The organism is Streptomyces sp. NBC_01450, assembly GCF_036227505.1.
Taxonomy (GTDB): Bacteria; Actinomycetota; Actinomycetes; order Streptomycetales; family Streptomycetaceae; genus Streptomyces.
Map to the genome: position 1 here is coordinate 1,458,381 of NZ_CP109481.1, position 15,374 is coordinate 1,473,754.

A 15,374-nucleotide genomic window follows, 5' to 3' on the forward strand; every position below is an offset into this window, starting at 1 on the left:
GGGTCCGCCGCCACCTGTCTGGAGCAGCTACCTGTACGACCTTGCCCGGCGCACGGACGCATCGAGTCTTATGCGCGCCGGATGACCAGCACAGCCACGTCGTCCAGGTGGTCCACCGCGACAGCAGCGTCGAGGACGCGGTCAGCGGTCTCCTCGGCATTCAGCCCGTCGTGGAGGGCCGCGCCAGCCAGTGTTCCGGCTCGTTCCAGTCCGGCCTCCAATGTGAGGCCCGGTCCTTCGACCACGCCGTCGGTGACCATGACCAGCGCGCTGTCCTCGTGCAATGCGAAGGTCTCCTCGCCGTACTCGGTGCCGAGCACGACTCCTAGCACCGGGCCTCCCGGCAACTCGTGGATGCTGTGGCTGCCGTCGTCGCGTGCGTACAGCAACGGCACATGGCCAGCGCTCGCACCGGTGACCCGTCCGTCGCCCGGGTCGATACGCAGCATGGTGCAGCTGGCGAATCGTGCTGCGCCCATCGTGACGAGCAGCTCGTTGGTGCGAGCCAGCACGGTTGCGGGACCCGGTTCGTGGGCGGCGATCGCGCGCATGGATGCGCGCACCTGTCCCATAAAGGCGGCGGCGTCCACGTCGTGCCCTTGGGCGTCGCCGATCTCCAGGGCGACGGCACCGTCGGGCATGACGAAGGCGTCGTACCAGTCTCCGCCAATATCGAGCCCGTCGCGGCTTGGTCGGTATCGGGCGGCGACCTCCAGGCCGGGGAGGTGCTCGGGCAGCGTGGGGAGCATGGTCTGTTGGAGCGCCGTGGCCAGCTCGACTCGTGCCTCTTGCAAGCTAACGCGTTTCAGTGCCTGGCCTGCAAGATCGGCAAGAGTACCCATGAGGGCCCGCTCATCCGGGGACGAGTGATGTTCGCTGTCGTAAGTCACCAGCCAGGCCCCGAGCGGCTGATCGCCGATCGGGCTGAGGGAGGTGATCGAGATGGCGAAGCCGGAGTCGAGCTGGTCGAAGTACGGCACCATGGCCCCGTGCGGCCAGCGGCGGATGTAGTCCTCCTGGTTGGGAATGAACTGCGGCTCGCCAGTGCGGATCACATAGGGCAGCGCGCTGGGGGCGTCCAGCGGCAGGCCTTGCAGGGCGGCCACCGGTATCGGGATCCCGGCATCGGAGGAAACGCGTAGGCGGCCTTGCGTGATGAACGCTAGCGCGGCGCCGGTACCACCGAATGTCGCGGCGAGCCGGGTCAGGACGACCTGCCGTACTTCTTGCTCCGTGACTGCGGTCATCACGGCGGAAGAGAAGGCCGCGATCTCGTCGGCGCGCTGACGCTCAGCACTCAGCGCGTCCTTCGCTCTGCGTCTGCGCGCTTCCCTCTTGGTGTCATCGCGGATCACTCCGAAGACCCGCTCAGGGCCGCCAGACCCCAGAATGATCCGACGGACCCGGCAGACCAGAAGGTGCCAGCCATCGCGCTCGGTAAGGAAGCGCAACCTGATCCAGGGGGACCGGGCGGCCGTCGAACGCACGAGCCGCCGCAGCGCCCCGCGGTCATCGGGGTGGACTCGCCGAACCACCTCGGACAACGACATGGAGGCCTCCGGGAACAGCGCCGCCAAGGCGGGTGCACCACCCAGCCACTCCAGCTCGCGCTCCTGGGGTGAATACATGCACAGACCGAGGTTGGCGGCCTTGGCTGCCAGACGGAACGGGATCAGCAGGGCGCCCCGGTCGTTTCCCGCGTTCAATGAGTGCACCCACACGAGCGACTCGCCACCTACGCGATCATTCACTGGTCGTGCCTCGACAAGGCAGACGACAGATGCTGTACCTGGCCCGGGGAACTCCAGCACCCGCATCGCAACCGTCTTCGTCGTGGCGGCGTGGGCCACGAGACTCTTGACCGCAGTCAGCTGGCTTGCGGGCAACAGATCACCGAAGCCACGACCCACGCACTGCTCCACGGACCTGCCCAGTGTCCTGGCCATTGCCGCGTTGAGGCTGCGGATCGCTCCGTCCAGGGTCAAAAGAGCCGACGGTGTAGCCATCTGAAGAAGTTCGTCCGAGGCGTCCATTTGCCGCTCACCCTCATCGTCGAGCGATATGACCTCGTCGTCCTTCATCAACTATCTGCCGCAGAGCAGGCCTCGTCCACGCGGCCGGTCACTCTGCGGCGGCACCGGCCGACTGCGTGTATCGACGAACGCCGACGATCGTCCTCCCGGTGATCCGCTCGGTCGGGTCGAAGGCGACAGCGGCGTCATCGCGGGTCGGGACGTTGCCGATGGTCACGTGCGCCTGGTCAATGGGGAGGGTACAAACAGAGGGGCGGGGACCGCTTCGGCCTCAGAGGCGGTGCCGGGGGCCTGGATCGTCCCGTGGTAGTGCCGGCCCGGAACCCAGGCGCACTCGGCCGGGTGCGGCTCCGGCCGGTCCCGCCGCCCGGGAGGCGCACAGAAAAAAGGACCTTGAGGTCCCTTTTCAATCCTGCTAGCCTACGCAGCGGTAATCTGGCCTATGTGGCGGAACAGGCGCGCGACAGAAACGACTCCCGGCTGACTGAGCGCGGGCGGGCGACTCGGGAGCGCATTTTGAGGGCTGCCGCCGACATGATGTACGTCAGGGGCGTGTCTGCCACGACCCTCGACGAGGTCAGGGCGGCCAGCGGAACGAGCAAATCCCAGCTCTACCGCCACTACCCCGACAAGGATGCACTGGTGCGGGACGTTGTCGCCTTGCAAGCTGCTGAACTGCTCAAACGTCAGCACCAGCTACTTCAGCGGCTCAACTCCCTCCGCGGGCTGGAGCGCTGGCGGGACGTGCTGATCGAACACAACGCGCTCCGAAACGGGGCGTACGGCTGCCCGCTCGGATCCCTTGCAAGCGAGTTGGCCGATCAGGACGAAGAGGCACGCGAGGCGCTCGCCCGGCACTTCGACAGCTGGGAGGGACTACTCGAGGCCGGGCTCGAGCGAATGAAGGACTCAGGAGTCCTCAGGGCCGACACAGATGCCAAAGAGCTGGCCACCGGCCTCATGGCCGCCCTTCAAGGTGGCTACCTCCTTGCGCAGACAGCCCAGGACGTCAAACCCATGAGGATCGCCCTGGACATGGCGATCGGCCACGTCAAGGCCTATACCGTGCCTGCCGAGGACACCAGTCCACCGGCGGAAGGCTCTTCAGGGCACTAAGCCGTCTGCGGCAGAGCGGCACCAAGAAATCCTGGTGCCGCACCGCAGGCGGTCGCGTCGCAGTCTCCGGCACCGGACCTTCACCGCCTCCCGACATCCATAGCCGGGCCGGACGGGGGTTTGCCGGCAGAAGGAGGCGTCCGTCCTCACATTCCGTGCCCGGCGTAGCCCCTTCTGCGCCTGTGCGTAGCCCAGCCTCAAGTCAAAAGCGGAGGCCCTCTCACAAGGGAGGACTATTTGGTCCTGAAAAATGGCCGACTTGCGGTACGTTTGGAGAGAGCGGTCTCCTGCGGACAGCTGAGCGGTCAAGCCTCACAAGGATCTCCAGGGCGGTAAACACCATGCACGTGGACGTCCAGTGCTCAATGGTCGGTCCCGTCCGGCTATGCAAACAGGGGGTCGAGGCCGGAGCCGGCCAGCCGGGGCAGCGCGCTGTCCTGGCTGCGCTGTTGCTCAGGCCAGGCAAACCGGTGAGCGCCTCGAAACCGGCGGAGCACGTGCCCGGCGGCGACGCCCCTCCGGCCGCCGCCGGTTACGTTCGCGCGTACGTCTACCCCCCCCCAGGTAGGCACTGAGGGAGCAGAGCAACAGTTCGGTGAGCCTGACAGACGGGGGCTGCCCGCGGCAGAGCCAACGGGACGCTCTAGACCTGAACAGGTTCACGGAGGTGACGGCAAGAGCGTGGAAGGCCCGCAGCGCCGACGGCCTGGCATCCGTGGCGGGCCTTCTCGCCCAGGACCTCGGGAGCGCCAACGCCGCGCCGTCAGGCGGTCGCCGGAACCCACCTTGGGGCCTTGGCCGGTCGGCCGGGGCACTCGATTGATAGAGGAGTTGATCACCATGGACGGACAGAAGCTGCAGAAGATCGCGGGCGACTGCACCGTGGAACTGCCCGGCGCCGACCTGGAGCATCGTTTCGGTCCCGACTGGGACCTCTACAAGGTGCGCGGCAAGGTTTTCATGCTCATGACCGACATGCCGGGGCACCCTGTCGTGATCCTGAAAGCTGATCCGGACGACGCCGCAGCCCTACGTGAACGGCACACAGACATCACCCCCGGCTATCACATGAACAAGAGGCACTGGATCACGGTGGAAGGCGGGGGCACCGTCGACGAGAAGCTGGTGAAGGAACTCGTGATCGACTCCTACCGTCTCGTGGTCGGCGGACTTCCCAAATCCGAGCAGCCTGTGGATCCGCACACCTACGGCCACCGGGCCTGACCTCCGCCATGCCCGTGGAGCCCCTCGCCGCCCGCGGTACGACCAGTCCAGCGCGGCTACGGCAGGCCTTTGAGAGTGATCTGATTCGAGCTGGACGGGGTGTGCGCCGCGCGCTGGCCGCAGCCATGCGCGACGCTGTCCGCAGCGGCCGCCTGGCACCCGGCACACGGCTGCCCTCCTCCCGCCGACTCGCCGCCGACCTCGGGCTTGCCCGCAACACCGTGGCTGACGCCTATGGCGACCTCGTCGCCGAGGGATGGCTTACCGCCCGCAGAGGCTCGGGCACACTCGTGGCAGACAGAACGATCACTCGGCCGGTCTCGGTCCGCTCGTCCGCCCAGCCGCCCGGTGAACCTTGCTACGACCTGATCCCAGGCAACCCCGACCTCACCGCTTTTCCTCGTGCAGCCTGGCTGAGGGCCACACGCCGCGCCCTGGCCGCGGCTCCCGACGACGCGTTCGGCTACGGTGACCCCCGCGGCCGGCCGGAGCTACGGGCCGCACTCGCAGACCATCTCGCACGAGCCCGGGGCGTATACACGAGTCCGGAGCACATACTGATCTGCGCCGGCATCTCCCACGGCCTGCAGATCCTGAGCAAAGTCCTGGCCGGCCGTGGGGCAAGGAATGTCGCCGTCGAGTCCTACGGCCCAGACAGGCACCGCGGCCTGCTGGCGGCTGCCGGGCTGGAGACCCTCTCGCTTCCCCTGGATACTCACGGGACCTACCCGGTCCCGCCTGACGGCACCGATACGGTCCTGCTCACGCCGGCTCACCAATTCCCTGTGGGCACGACACTGCAGCGCGATCGCCGGACGGCAGTCGTGGACTGGGCCAGACGGACAGGCGGGCTGGTCGTGGAGGATGACTACGACGGTGAGTTCCGGTTCGACCACCAGTCTGTCGGAGCGCTCCAGGGACTCGCTCCAGACTGCGTGGTCTATCTGGGTACCGCCAGCCAGACCCTTGCTCCTGGCCTGCGGCTGGCCTGGATGGCACTGCCTCCCACGCTCGCTGAGGAAGCTGTGGCGGCCAAGGGACAGACCGACTCGTCCGAGGTATTGAGCCAGCTGGCCATGGCGGAATTCATCACCTCCGGCGCCTACAGCCGTCACGTACGTGCTGCCCGTCGGCGCTACCGCGATCGGCGGGACTCTCTGGTCACAGCCCTGGCCCAGCACGCCCCGAAGGTGCGCGTCACAGGGACAGCGGCTGGCCTGCATACCGTGCTCAGTCTGCCGCCCGGGACCGAGCAGCGCGTCCTTCAGTCGGCGACCCGGCAGGGACTCAAAGTGGCTGGCCTGTCTCGATACCGCCATGCACGGTCCCTGCACGTCATGGCCGATGCCCTCGTCGTGGGATACGGGGGGCCCTCCGACGCTGTGTGGCCTCAGGCACTCTCCGCGCTCATGCGGATCCTTTCCTGACGCGCCCCCAAGTGGCCGGGCACTCGAACGCGTCTCTTTCTAGGTGCGACGTCTCACGTCACAGCTGTCTGGGGTGCGCCGTCAGGAATGCACTCGCAGATTGGGCTGGCCGGCGTGTTACGCAGGCTTCGAGACAGTCACGCGCTTCCTCCCGAGGCGCCGATCGACCAGCTCGCGACCGGGCAGGTATATCGAGAGCCTGTCCGCCCGCTGATTCCGCTCCGGACCGAGCCACGGATGGGGATGTGATCCTCGCCGAGGCCCGTTCGGGCCGATGAAGCAGCACGTGCGATCCGCGGGGCGACAGGCAGGCGTGGACGAGTACTGGCGGCGGCCTTGTTCGGCGTCAAGTGCCGTCAGGGTGACGGCGAGATTTGCCGTGAGCACTCATCGTGCTGACTGATCGTGTCGGTGTGCGGATTGCGTGCCGCGATGACGGTGAACAGGGTGGCGACGAGGGCAAAAGCGCCGTAGCCGAGCGCGATCTTCGGCAGCGAAAAGGCGTTGGCCAGTTGGCCGGTGATGAGGCTGGGAATGGTCGCGCCGCTGTAGCTGAGGAGATACACCACGGCGAAGATCGGTGCCCGGTCTGCCAGGCTGCTGCCAGACAGCAGGCTGCGGGTGGTGCCACTGATGGCGATGCCCTGACCGGCCCCGGCGACGATAGTTGCGGCGATGAACAATGGAAGTGCACCGGTGGCGATCGCTGTGATGATGCCGATCCAGCCGGCGAAGAAGGCCGCCATGCCGATGCGTTGAGCTCCCGCCGGTGCGAATCGGCCACTGAGGGGAGCGCCCAGAGCACTGGGGGCCATGTAAGCGGCGAACACCAGGCCCAGGACGAGTGAACTGTGCGTGCGAAGCTGGTCTTCGACCAGCGCGGGCACGAAGGCTTGGTAGAACGCCCCGGTAGCCCAGGTGGACAAGAGGACTGCAGCCGTGACGGCGAGCAGATGCCTGACCCGGACCGGTACGCGGACAGTGGGCTTCAGTGATCGCCACGCGCCGGGGACGGGGGCTACGGTGTCCGGGCTGATGGCGATGAGCACGGTGGACAGCAGGAGCAGGCCGACGGAAATGAGGTAGATGAGGTCGCGTGGCCAGGGGCCGAACTGGACCAGGGCGCCGGAGGCGATGGCGCCTATGGCAAGGCCGAGCATGACTGTCTGGCTGGACGCGACGGAGGCCAGCCAGGCCGGCTTTGCGGGTGCGGTGTCGACGATGTACGCGGTGAGGCTGCTGCTGGCCAACCCGGCACCCAGACCCATCAGGAGCCGGCCGGCGATCAGGACGCCTATGTGGTGCACGTTCAACAGCACCACGCAGCCCAGCACGAGCAGGCCGAGGCTGGCGAGGGCCGTGGGCCGCCGGCCCACATGGTTGGACAGCCGTCCCAGTACCAGCAGCGTGCTGATGGTGGCGGCGGAGTAGGCGACGACTGTCATCGAGATGCCCGCGTTGGTGAACCCGTCCTGGGCCCGGTAGACGTTGAACAGGGGGATCGTCGAGCCCACCGCGGCAAACGCGGCCGCCAGGGAGAGCGCCGCGGACAGGAATGCAAGCCGGAATGTTCTGCCCTGACGATCCTGATTCGGCGTTGGGGCCACATTGTGCATCGAGCAGTGTCCTTTTCTCGTTCTGAATCAGGCAGCGCACCGGCTTCTGTCGTGGGCGGTGACAGCTGGCCCCGCGACTGCTGGCTCCTGCGAGCTCCGTCTTCGCGTCACGGCTGTGGTTCGCCCCGTAGGTTCGCCTGGCCCGTCGATCATGCAGTAACGGGACTGTTTCGTCCAGACTGAGGCGCGCGTCATGCTCCGACAAACGCGCCCCTTGCCCTGCGCTCGCCAGCGCTTCCGCGCCAGGATCGATTAATGTCGCCTTTGGACTGAGTAAACGGTGATCGGGTGCGTCTGTACGCGGGACTACCTGCCATCACCCCGTAGTGCATCCGCCCTCCCATCTTTGGACTCTGACGTCCACTTTGGAGTTAGGGTGAAGGTAGTGACTCGAGGGCCGAGCCGAGATCGAAGCAGCCCGTTGGATCGGCCGGCTCTGGTTGGACGGACCGTGCCGCGCAGGCAGGGAACCGGAGACAGGGAGGCGTCTCGTGAAGGCGATTGTGGTGACGGATCAGGCAGCGGGAGCGGCCGGGATGACGCTGAGCGAGCGTCCGGAGCCAAAGGCCGCGGGCAACGACGTGCTCGTTGAGGTTCACGCGTCGGGTTTCACCCCAGGTGAGCTGGAGTGGCCCTCGACCTGGGTCGATCGTCTCGGCCGTGACCGGACGCCATCGATCCCCGGCCATGAGGTGGCCGGGGTGGTCAGCGCTCTCGGCTATGGCACGAGGGGGCTGTCGGTCGGACAGCGGGTGTTCGGACTGGCGGACTGGACGCGTGACGGCACTCTCGCGCAGTACGTGGCCATCGAGGCACGTAACCTCGCGCCGCTGCCGGGCGATGTCGACTTCACGGTGGGTGCGAGTCTGCCGATCTCTGGCCTGACGGCCTGGCAGGGACTGTTCGTGCACGGCCGCTTCCAAGAGGGGCAGAGCGTTCTCGTGCACGGCGCAGCCGGCGGCGTCGGCTCGATGGTGACGCAGCTCGCCCGCCAGGCCGGCGCCTACGTCATCGGAACCGGACGCGCCGCCGACCGGCAGGCCGCGATGGAATTCGGGGCGCAGGAGTTCGTCGACCTCGGCAACGACGCACTGGAAGACGTCGGCGGCGTCGACCTGGTCTTCGACGTGATCGGTGGCGATATCGGGAAGCGGTCGGCGGGGCTGGTGCGAGCAGGCGGGATGCTGGTGACCATCGCCGGCCCGACCGAGACGCAGCCTAGGGACGGCCTGGCGGTCGACTTCGTCGTCGAAGCCGACCGCGCACAGCTGGCTGAGATCGTCCAGCGAGTCCGGGACGGACGTCTGCGCACGAACATCGGCCAGGTCGTCACTCTCGACGACGCCGTTTCCTCTTTCAACCCGGCCGAGCGGGTCAAAGGCAAGACCATCGTTCGCCCATGAGGCCGCCGCACATGCCCGGACACAACCAGCAAAGGACCACCCCGCATGACCAGTCCAACCGAGCCGAACCGCTCGACCGTCGGCGACGTCGAGAGGGCAGACCCAGGCCTCCCCGCTCAGGATCAGGCCGTCGTCATCGACGATGCCAGCGATAATCCCCCTGCTCCCGCGTTCGACGTCGTCAACGACGAGAAGACCGGTGTCTACGAGGCCAAGGCCGGGGACACAGAGGTGGCAGGACTGACCTACAAGGCCGCCGGCGAGAACCGACTCGTGCTGCTGGCCACCTCAGTGTTCCCCGAGTTCCGCAACCAGGGGATCGCCACCGAGCTGATCCGACGCGTCCTGGACGACGTGCGCGCGCAAGGAAAGACGGTCACCATCACGTGCCCGATCGTGCGCACCTTCATCGAGCGCAACCCGGCGTACGCCGACCTCATCGACCCCGAGCACCCGGGAGCCAAGAGAGTCACACCGGTCCTAGACCAGCCCTTCAGGCTTCCCCGGGGAGAAGGTATGACAGTGACGACGAGCGTCGAGGCCGAGGCAGCTGCCCGGGAAGAGAACAACGCGACGCTCATCGCCGCTTTGGACAAGACAGGTCCCGGCGAGGTGGAGTCGAGCTGGGAGCTTGATGTCATCAATGACACGGAGCGCAGCCGATGGTTCGCGGCTATCGGAGCCGAAGCGATCGCGGAACTCTCGTACCGGTTCGTTGGCGGCCGCGTCGTGTTGTTGACGACCTGGGTCGACCCCGCCTACCGCCACCACCGGGTCGCCACGGAGCTCATCGCGCGCGTGTTGGACGAGATTCGCCCAACCGGAAAGAAGATCACCGTCATCTGCCCGGTCGTGGGTGAGTTCATCGCCCGCAACCCGCAATACCGCGATCTCATCGACAAGGTCCATCCGGGTTCCGGCGCCTACCCCAGCACAGACCCGCAGGCGGGGCGGACGACCAGCAACAGACCGCTGCGTTCGAGAACGACCTGACATAGCCGCCCGGCATCCGTACGCGGTTCGACCCGTCCAGCGTGCGTGGAGCCGGCCGCGGATGAACAGCGGCGCTGTCGCTCACCGGGCAAGGTAAGCCGCCGCAGGCAAGACCTCCACCGACCTTGCCGAGGCCGCGGGGAACAGGGGACGGATCTCGGGCCTTCACCCTTGATCGTGGACACCGGTTGTTATGCGGCGGTGGTCAGCGTAGTTGATCGCTGTTCGTAGTTGATCGGGCTCTGCTGACCGAGGGCTGAGTGCCGTCGCCAGGTGTTGTAGCGGGTGACCCAGCGGAAGACCGCAAGGCGGGCGGCGCGAGCTCCGGGCCAGCGTTTCGCGCCCTTGAGAGTCTCCCTTTTCATGCTGGCGTTGAACGACTCCGCGGCGGCGTTGTCCGCGCTGGTGCCGACGGCCCCGCGTGATCGGATCACGCCGAGGTCCTTGCAGACCTGGGCGAACTCCTTGGAGGCGTACTGGGCTCCGTTGTCGCTGTGGAAGATCGCTCCGCGCAGGTTCCCTCCCCGCGCGCCGGCGGCGGCCTTGAGGGCGTCGGTGACCAGTTCGGTCCGCATGTGGTCGGCGATCGACCAGCCCACCAGACGCTTGGAGTGCAGGTCCAACACCGTTGCCAGATAAAGAAATTGGCCGTCGCCGACCGGGAGGTAGGTTATGTCGCCGACGTACTTCTTGTTCGGCCCAGAGGCGGTGAAGTCCCGCTGGATCAGGTCCGGCACCGGGATGGCGTCGGCTGCGGGGACCGTGGTGCGGACCTTCTTGCGCAGGTGCAGCCCGACGATGCCGAACTTCCGCATGACGCGTTCCACCCGCTTGTGATTGATCCGCAGCCCGGCGCCCTGGAGCTCGGCGGTGACGCGCGGAGCCCCGTAGGTGCCGTCGGACTCGGTGTGGATCGACGTGATCCGCCCGGCAAGTTCGGCGTCCGCACGCGCCCGCCCGGCCCGCGCATCCAAGCCGGCCAGGTGCCGGTAAAACCCGGAACGGGAGAGCCCCAGGATCCGGCACAGCCGCTTCACGCCGAAGGCGTCATGGTGGTCGGCAACGAACTGGAAACGGCTCACCAGCTGGTCTCGCCCGCAAAATACTTCGCGGCCCTCCGCAGGATCTCGCGTTCCAGCTCGAGCTCCTTCACCTGGGCCCGCAGCCGCTTGTTCTCCTTCTCCAACTCGCTGGCCTCCACCGCGCCGGGCACGGCGGCCTGCTCGGCATCCCGCACCCAGGTGCGGAGCGTCTCGTGGTTCACCCCAAGATCCTTGGCCACCGACGCGTACGTCCGGCCCGGGCTGGAGCGGTACAACGCGACGGCATCGGCCCGGAACTCAGGCGAGTACTTCGACGTCCCCAACGGGAACTCCTGTCCTTCGGATCTTCACGATCCAATGATCAGGGTGTCCACGGTCAAGGGGTAACGCCCCTCCAGGATCGGCGACGACCAGCCCCCTGCGTTTGCGCACGCCCAGGCATCCCTCGTCCCGCCGCGACCTCGCAGACCCGGCAGTCTCGCGCAAACGCGCCTCGGAAGCGGTTCCGGGGCCGCATGGTCCTACGACAGGCAGCCCCGGCCGGTGTCGGTCCCGGCCGGGGCTGCCGATGACGCGTCCGAGGGACGGCCGGACATCTGCCTCGGGTGCCGACCAGGTCCCGGGGCCGGAGGGCAGCACCAACCATTTGCGTGGAGGTCGAATCTGTTCGTCCTACGGCCTGTGCTGTGCCTGCCAGGCCCGGCACTGGGCGTTGAACTCCTCCCGGCGCTCGGCCAGCAGGTCCTGCGTGCGTTGCAGGTGGCAGTCGAGAATGTGCACGCCGCACTGGAACGGCTCGAAGCCGATCCGCTCCCACACACGGCCCAGCTTGGTGGCCGCCTCGCGGTGCTGGGCATCGGTCAGCTCACGGCCGTCCGCGGAGCCCGGCTCGCACGCCACCGCCACGCAGTCCTGCGACAGACGCCTGATGACTGGGGAAGAGGCAGTGTTCCAACCGTGCGCTATGCAGGGACGGATGTGCCTGGATCCGCATCAGAACCACCTGCGATCGCCGGTGGCCTCATCGATGTGATTGTGTTGATGCGTGGGGCGATCACCTCGACTGCACTGACAACAGGGCACGTAGCTCCTGCCCGTAACACAGCGCGGTCTCCCCGCAGCCTTGGTCAGGAGCGGAATCCCTGCTGATCGCCACTGGGCCAATTCCAACCTGAATTCGCTGGTCATGGGGCTGGTGTGAGTGGTGGGTGGGGTTCTCGTGCTGATCCCAGCGCAGATCGCTAGCAGGTGATCGTCCGTCACGGGGCGGTTCCCGTGGATCCCGTCGAGCAAGTGCGGTTGTTCGTAGGGTCGCTTCCGGGGGCGACGTTTGTCCCCGCCGGGTCATGCGTCTGCTGATCGGACTGAGCCGACGTCAGTCGGCCGATGGCCCGGGCAGGGTGTCGACGAGGCTGAGGAGCCCTCGCAGTGCCGGCGCGGCGCTTGCCGGCTGGTGGGCCAGGGCGAGGTCCACGGTGGGCATGGGCGCGGTCACACGCTTGAGCCGCACCCCTGGTATGCGCAGCGCACGAGCACGCCCCGCGGGCACCGGGGCGATGCCGGTGCCCGCGGCGACGCTGAGGAGGAGTTGCTCGTCGTCGGGTTCTTCCCGCACGATGCGCGGCCCGCCGTCGGGCCACAGCTGCCGGGTGATCAGGTCGTGCATTCCGGGGGCGTTCTCGCGCGGCCAGAGGATCACGGGTTCGGCGGCGATGCGCCCGCGGGTGACCCTTCGTTCACGGGCGAGGGGATGATCGGCGGGGACAGCCACGAGGAGTTCCTCGCGGGCAATGTGCCGGCACTCCAGGCCCTCGCCGTCCAGCGGGGGCCGTACGAAGGCGGCATCCAGCCTGCCGGCCAGCAACTCGGTGATGTTGTGCGCGGTCCACCCCGTCCGTACGACGAGATCCACGTCCGGATGGAGGGTGCGGAACGCGGCGAGGAGGGCGTCGACGGGGCCACCGCGGGCGGAGCGGGTCAGGGCCAGGCGCAGCTGCCCCTGCCGCCCGCCGACGGCCGCACGGATCCGTCCCTGCGACGCGTCCGCGTGGGCGAGCAGTTCGCCGGCTTCGCGGGCCACAACCTCGCCGACCGCGGTCAACCGGCAGCCCCGGCTGCCCCGTTCGAGCAGTGAAGCGCCTACGTCCCGTTCCAGCGCCCTGATCTGCTGGCTCAGGGCGGGCTGGGCGATGTGCAGCCGGTGCGCGGCCCGCGTGAAGTTCAACTCCTCGGCCAGCACGAGGAAGTAGCGCAGCCGCCGCAAGTCCATCCGTCAACTATAAGCGCAGCTTATTGCATTGAACGTGACTGGTCTTGGACAGGCCGTCAGCTCCCCTCCGACAGTGGGAAGCACACGGTTCGGCGATCAAGGGGGAGGCATGGGCGACAGGTTCGACGCGGTCGTCGTCGGCGCCGGGGTCATCGGGCTCACCACCGCACTGCGCCTGCAGCAGGCCGGTGCCCGCGTCGCCGTGGTCACGGCCGAGCCGTCGGCCGAGACGACGTCCTCCGTTGCGGCGGCCGTCTGGTATCCGACCCGCACCCGGTTCGAACCTCGTGTACTGGACTGGGCCACCCACACCTACGACGAGTTCGCCCGCCAGGCGGCGAACGGGGTACCTGGCGTGGTCATGCGCCCCACCCGGATGCTGCTGCGCGGCGCGGCCCACGACGTCCCCTGGTGGGCCTCCGCCCTTCCCGGCCTGCGCACCCTGCGCAGCGACGAGGTACGGGCCCCGTTCAGCGGCGGCTGGGCGTTCACCGTTCCGACCGTGGAGATGTCCCGCTACCTGCCCTGGCTCCAGCAGACCTTCTCCGCGGCGGGCGGCACGCTGTTCTATCGACGCATCGACGCCCTGGAACAGGCGGGCGTATGGGCTCCCGCGGTGGTGAACGCCTCCGGCCTGGGCGCCCGCGCCCTGTGCGGCGACACCGAAGTACGGCCGGCGCGAGGACAGTTGGTCCTCGTCTCCAACCCCGGACTGCAGACATCAGTGCGCGACGAGGACAACGCCGAGGGCTACACCTACGTCCACCCCCGCAGCGCCGACATCGTCCTCGGCGGCACCTTCGAGATCGGCGAGTGGGACACCACCCCGTCACCGGCCACCGCCGCCGCGATCCTGCGCCGCTGCACCGAACTGCTCCCGGAACTGGCAGGCGCCCCGGTCCTCGGCCATCGGGTGGGCCTGCGGCCCCATCGAGACGGCGGTGTCCGCCTGGAGGCCGACCCCCGCCCGCACGGCCGCGTACGCCGGCTGGTGCACAACTACGGCCACGGAGGCGCCGGAATCACCCTGGCCTGGGGCTGCGCGGACGCCGCAACCGCCCTTGTGTACCGCTCCCGTTAACACTGCTCCTCTTCTCGAGAACTGGGTGTGCACCGATGGATTTCGTCGAACCCGCAGAGACCGACCCTCCCGCCACGTCGGCCGGTGGGACAGGGCCGCAACCCGGCCGACCGCCGGTGAAGCCCCCCGCCAAGGTGCGCCGCCGCACGCTGCTGCTCGCCGCGCTCGGAGTGACCACTGCCACCGTCACGTTCGCGGAGATCGAGTCGAGAGCGGACGACGACGAGCCCCGCAAGGTCGTGTTCACCGTCCCCGACGGCCACGCCCACAGCGTGGCGTTCAGTCCGGACGGCAGGACGCTCGTCGCCGGGCTGTCCGGGGTCCGGGGCATCAGCAGCACGCTGCGGTTGTGGAATGTGGCCAAGGGCACCGCTACCACCCCCTGGCCCGACCAGGTCGAGGACGTCACAAAGGTGGCCTTCAGCCCGGACGGCAAGACGCTGGCCGTGGCCGGCGCCCTCGAAGTGTTCCTGTGGAACGTGGCGGATCCCACCGGCGTCGCCCTGCCCCATCCCCAGCTCACCCTGGACCTGGCGTTCTCGCCGGACGGCAAGACGCTGGCCACAGGGGGCCGCGACGGCGCGGCCCGGCTGTGGGACCTGTCCACCGGCACCGTCACCGCCACGCTGACGACCGAGGGCATGACCCTGGTCAACGCGGTGGCGTTTCGCGCGGACGGATACGCACTGGCCACCGGCAGCGAGGACCTCACCGGCGGCCCGGTACGACTGTGGGACCTGCAAGCCCTGATCGCCCCCACCGTCGACGCCACCCTCGAAGCCCCGCACTGGCACGGCTTCAAGCCCGTAGCGTTCCCGCCGGCCGGCTACCTGATGGCCACAGGCAGCGCCGACAACGTCGTGCGCGTGTGGGACTCGGTGTCAGGCACCGTGGAGGCCACGCTCACCGGCCACACCGGCCCTGTGACAGCGGTGGCGTACAGCCCGGACGGAGACACCCTGGCCACCGGCAGCGACGACAGGACCGTGCGGTTGTGGGACACGAGCTCGCTCGACCTCGTCCCCCTCGCCACCCTCACCGACCACACCGGCAAGGTGACATCAGTGGCGTTCAGCCCGGACGGCAGGACCCTGGCCTCGGCCAGCCTCGACCGCACGGTGCGGCTGTGGCCGAACCGGTGACCCCGACTCCCCTGGAAACCACGTCAG

General features: G+C 68.1%; 13 protein-coding genes. 7 read left to right on the plus strand and 6 right to left on the minus strand.

The window, feature by feature from the left end; translation table 11 throughout:
* Positions 1 to 68 precede the first annotated feature (68 nt).
* Together OG568_RS55330 and OG568_RS55335 are read right to left on the minus strand one after the other, a co-directional pair.
* Positions 69 to 2,081: a SpoIIE family protein phosphatase gene (locus tag OG568_RS55330; protein ID WP_329537589.1), complete on the minus strand. Its 2,013-nt coding sequence runs from the start codon at positions 2,079 to 2,081 to the stop codon at positions 69 to 71.
* A gap of 40 nt (positions 2,082 to 2,121) precedes the next feature.
* Positions 2,122 to 2,250 carry a hypothetical protein gene (locus OG568_RS55335; protein ID WP_329537590.1) on the minus strand — a complete coding sequence of 43 codons (129 nt, stop codon included), beginning with the start codon at positions 2,248 to 2,250 and terminating at the stop codon, positions 2,122 to 2,124.
* Between the two features lie 227 nt (positions 2,251 to 2,477).
* Here OG568_RS55335 and OG568_RS55340 point away from each other — a divergent pair, with 227 nt between their 5' ends.
* The 3 genes from OG568_RS55340 (at position 2,478) to pdxR (ending at position 5,800) form a co-directional block, all read left to right on the plus strand.
* A complete protein-coding gene (locus OG568_RS55340; protein ID WP_329537591.1) occupies positions 2,478 to 3,149 on the plus strand; it encodes a TetR/AcrR family transcriptional regulator in 672 nt (223 codons plus the stop codon).
* A gap of 840 nt (positions 3,150 to 3,989) precedes the next feature.
* The gene (locus OG568_RS55345) at positions 3,990 to 4,373 is read left to right on the plus strand and encodes an MmcQ/YjbR family DNA-binding protein (protein WP_075033306.1); all 384 of its coding nucleotides are present in this window, start codon (positions 3,990 to 3,992) and stop codon (positions 4,371 to 4,373) included.
* Between the two features lie 8 nt (positions 4,374 to 4,381).
* A complete protein-coding gene (gene pdxR, locus OG568_RS55350; protein WP_443077950.1) occupies positions 4,382 to 5,800 on the plus strand; it encodes a MocR-like pyridoxine biosynthesis transcription factor PdxR in 1,419 nt (472 codons plus the stop codon).
* A 356-nt stretch (positions 5,801 to 6,156) separates the two neighbouring features.
* Here pdxR and OG568_RS55355 read toward each other — a convergent pair whose 3' ends face one another.
* Positions 6,157 to 7,416, minus strand: coding sequence for an MFS transporter (locus OG568_RS55355; protein ID WP_329537593.1), 1,260 nt, complete (start codon positions 7,414 to 7,416; stop codon positions 6,157 to 6,159).
* 491 nt (positions 7,417 to 7,907) lie between these two features.
* Between OG568_RS55355 and OG568_RS55360 the strand changes: the two genes are divergently transcribed.
* Positions 7,908 to 8,819, plus strand: coding sequence for an NADP-dependent oxidoreductase (locus OG568_RS55360; RefSeq protein WP_329537594.1), 912 nt, complete (start codon positions 7,908 to 7,910; stop codon positions 8,817 to 8,819).
* Positions 8,820 to 8,864: 45 nt separating this feature from the next.
* Positions 8,865 to 9,812 carry a GNAT family N-acetyltransferase gene (locus OG568_RS55365; protein WP_329537595.1) on the plus strand — a complete coding sequence of 316 codons (948 nt, stop codon included), beginning with the start codon at positions 8,865 to 8,867 and terminating at the stop codon, positions 9,810 to 9,812.
* A gap of 191 nt (positions 9,813 to 10,003) precedes the next feature.
* Here the strand turns inward: OG568_RS55365 and OG568_RS55370 are convergent.
* From OG568_RS55370 to OG568_RS55380, 3 genes are all read right to left on the minus strand, one after another.
* Positions 10,004 to 11,178 (minus strand): IS3 family transposase gene (locus OG568_RS55370; protein ID WP_266421100.1). Its coding sequence is split into 2 segments (ribosomal slippage): positions 10,004 to 10,911 and positions 10,911 to 11,178, totalling 1,176 coding nucleotides; the frame shifts between segments, so codons are not numbered across the junction.
* Between the two features lie 349 nt (positions 11,179 to 11,527).
* Positions 11,528 to 11,755, minus strand: coding sequence for a hypothetical protein (locus tag OG568_RS55375; protein ID WP_329537596.1), 228 nt, complete (start codon positions 11,753 to 11,755; stop codon positions 11,528 to 11,530).
* Between the two features lie 475 nt (positions 11,756 to 12,230).
* The gene (locus OG568_RS55380; RefSeq protein WP_329537597.1) at positions 12,231 to 13,124 is read right to left on the minus strand and encodes a LysR substrate-binding domain-containing protein; all 894 of its coding nucleotides are present in this window, start codon (positions 13,122 to 13,124) and stop codon (positions 12,231 to 12,233) included.
* Positions 13,125 to 13,233: 109 nt separating this feature from the next.
* Here OG568_RS55380 and OG568_RS55385 point away from each other — a divergent pair, with 109 nt between their 5' ends.
* Entirely contained in the window at positions 13,234 to 14,205 is a 972-nt protein-coding gene (locus OG568_RS55385; protein WP_329537598.1) for an FAD-dependent oxidoreductase, read from the plus strand.
* Positions 14,206 to 14,321: 116 nt separating this feature from the next.
* Complete coding sequence (locus OG568_RS55390; RefSeq protein WP_329537599.1) at positions 14,322 to 15,347, plus strand: WD40 repeat domain-containing protein; 1,026 nt, start codon at positions 14,322 to 14,324, stop codon at positions 15,345 to 15,347.
* The last annotated feature ends 27 nt before the right edge of the window (positions 15,348 to 15,374 follow it).

Bases quoted from the DNA above. Each gene is read 5' to 3' on its own strand.
- OG568_RS55345 (WP_075033306.1), top strand. From the start codon at position 3,990: ATGGACGGACAGAAGCTGCAGAAGATCGCGGGCGACTGCACCGTGGAA.
- pdxR (WP_443077950.1), top strand. From the start codon at position 4,382: ATGCCCGTGGAGCCCCTCGCCGCCCGCGGTACGACCAGTCCAGCGCGG.
- OG568_RS55385 (WP_329537598.1), top strand. From the start codon at position 13,234: ATGGGCGACAGGTTCGACGCGGTCGTCGTCGGCGCCGGGGTCATCGGG.
- OG568_RS55330 (WP_329537589.1), bottom strand. From the start codon at position 2,081: ATGAAGGACGACGAGGTCATATCGCTCGACGATGAGGGTGAGCGGCAA.
- OG568_RS55365 (WP_329537595.1), top strand. From the start codon at position 8,865: ATGACCAGTCCAACCGAGCCGAACCGCTCGACCGTCGGCGACGTCGAG.
- OG568_RS55380 (WP_329537597.1), bottom strand. From the start codon at position 13,124: ATGGACTTGCGGCGGCTGCGCTACTTCCTCGTGCTGGCCGAGGAGTTG.
- OG568_RS55355 (WP_329537593.1), bottom strand. From the start codon at position 7,416: ATGCACAATGTGGCCCCAACGCCGAATCAGGATCGTCAGGGCAGAACA.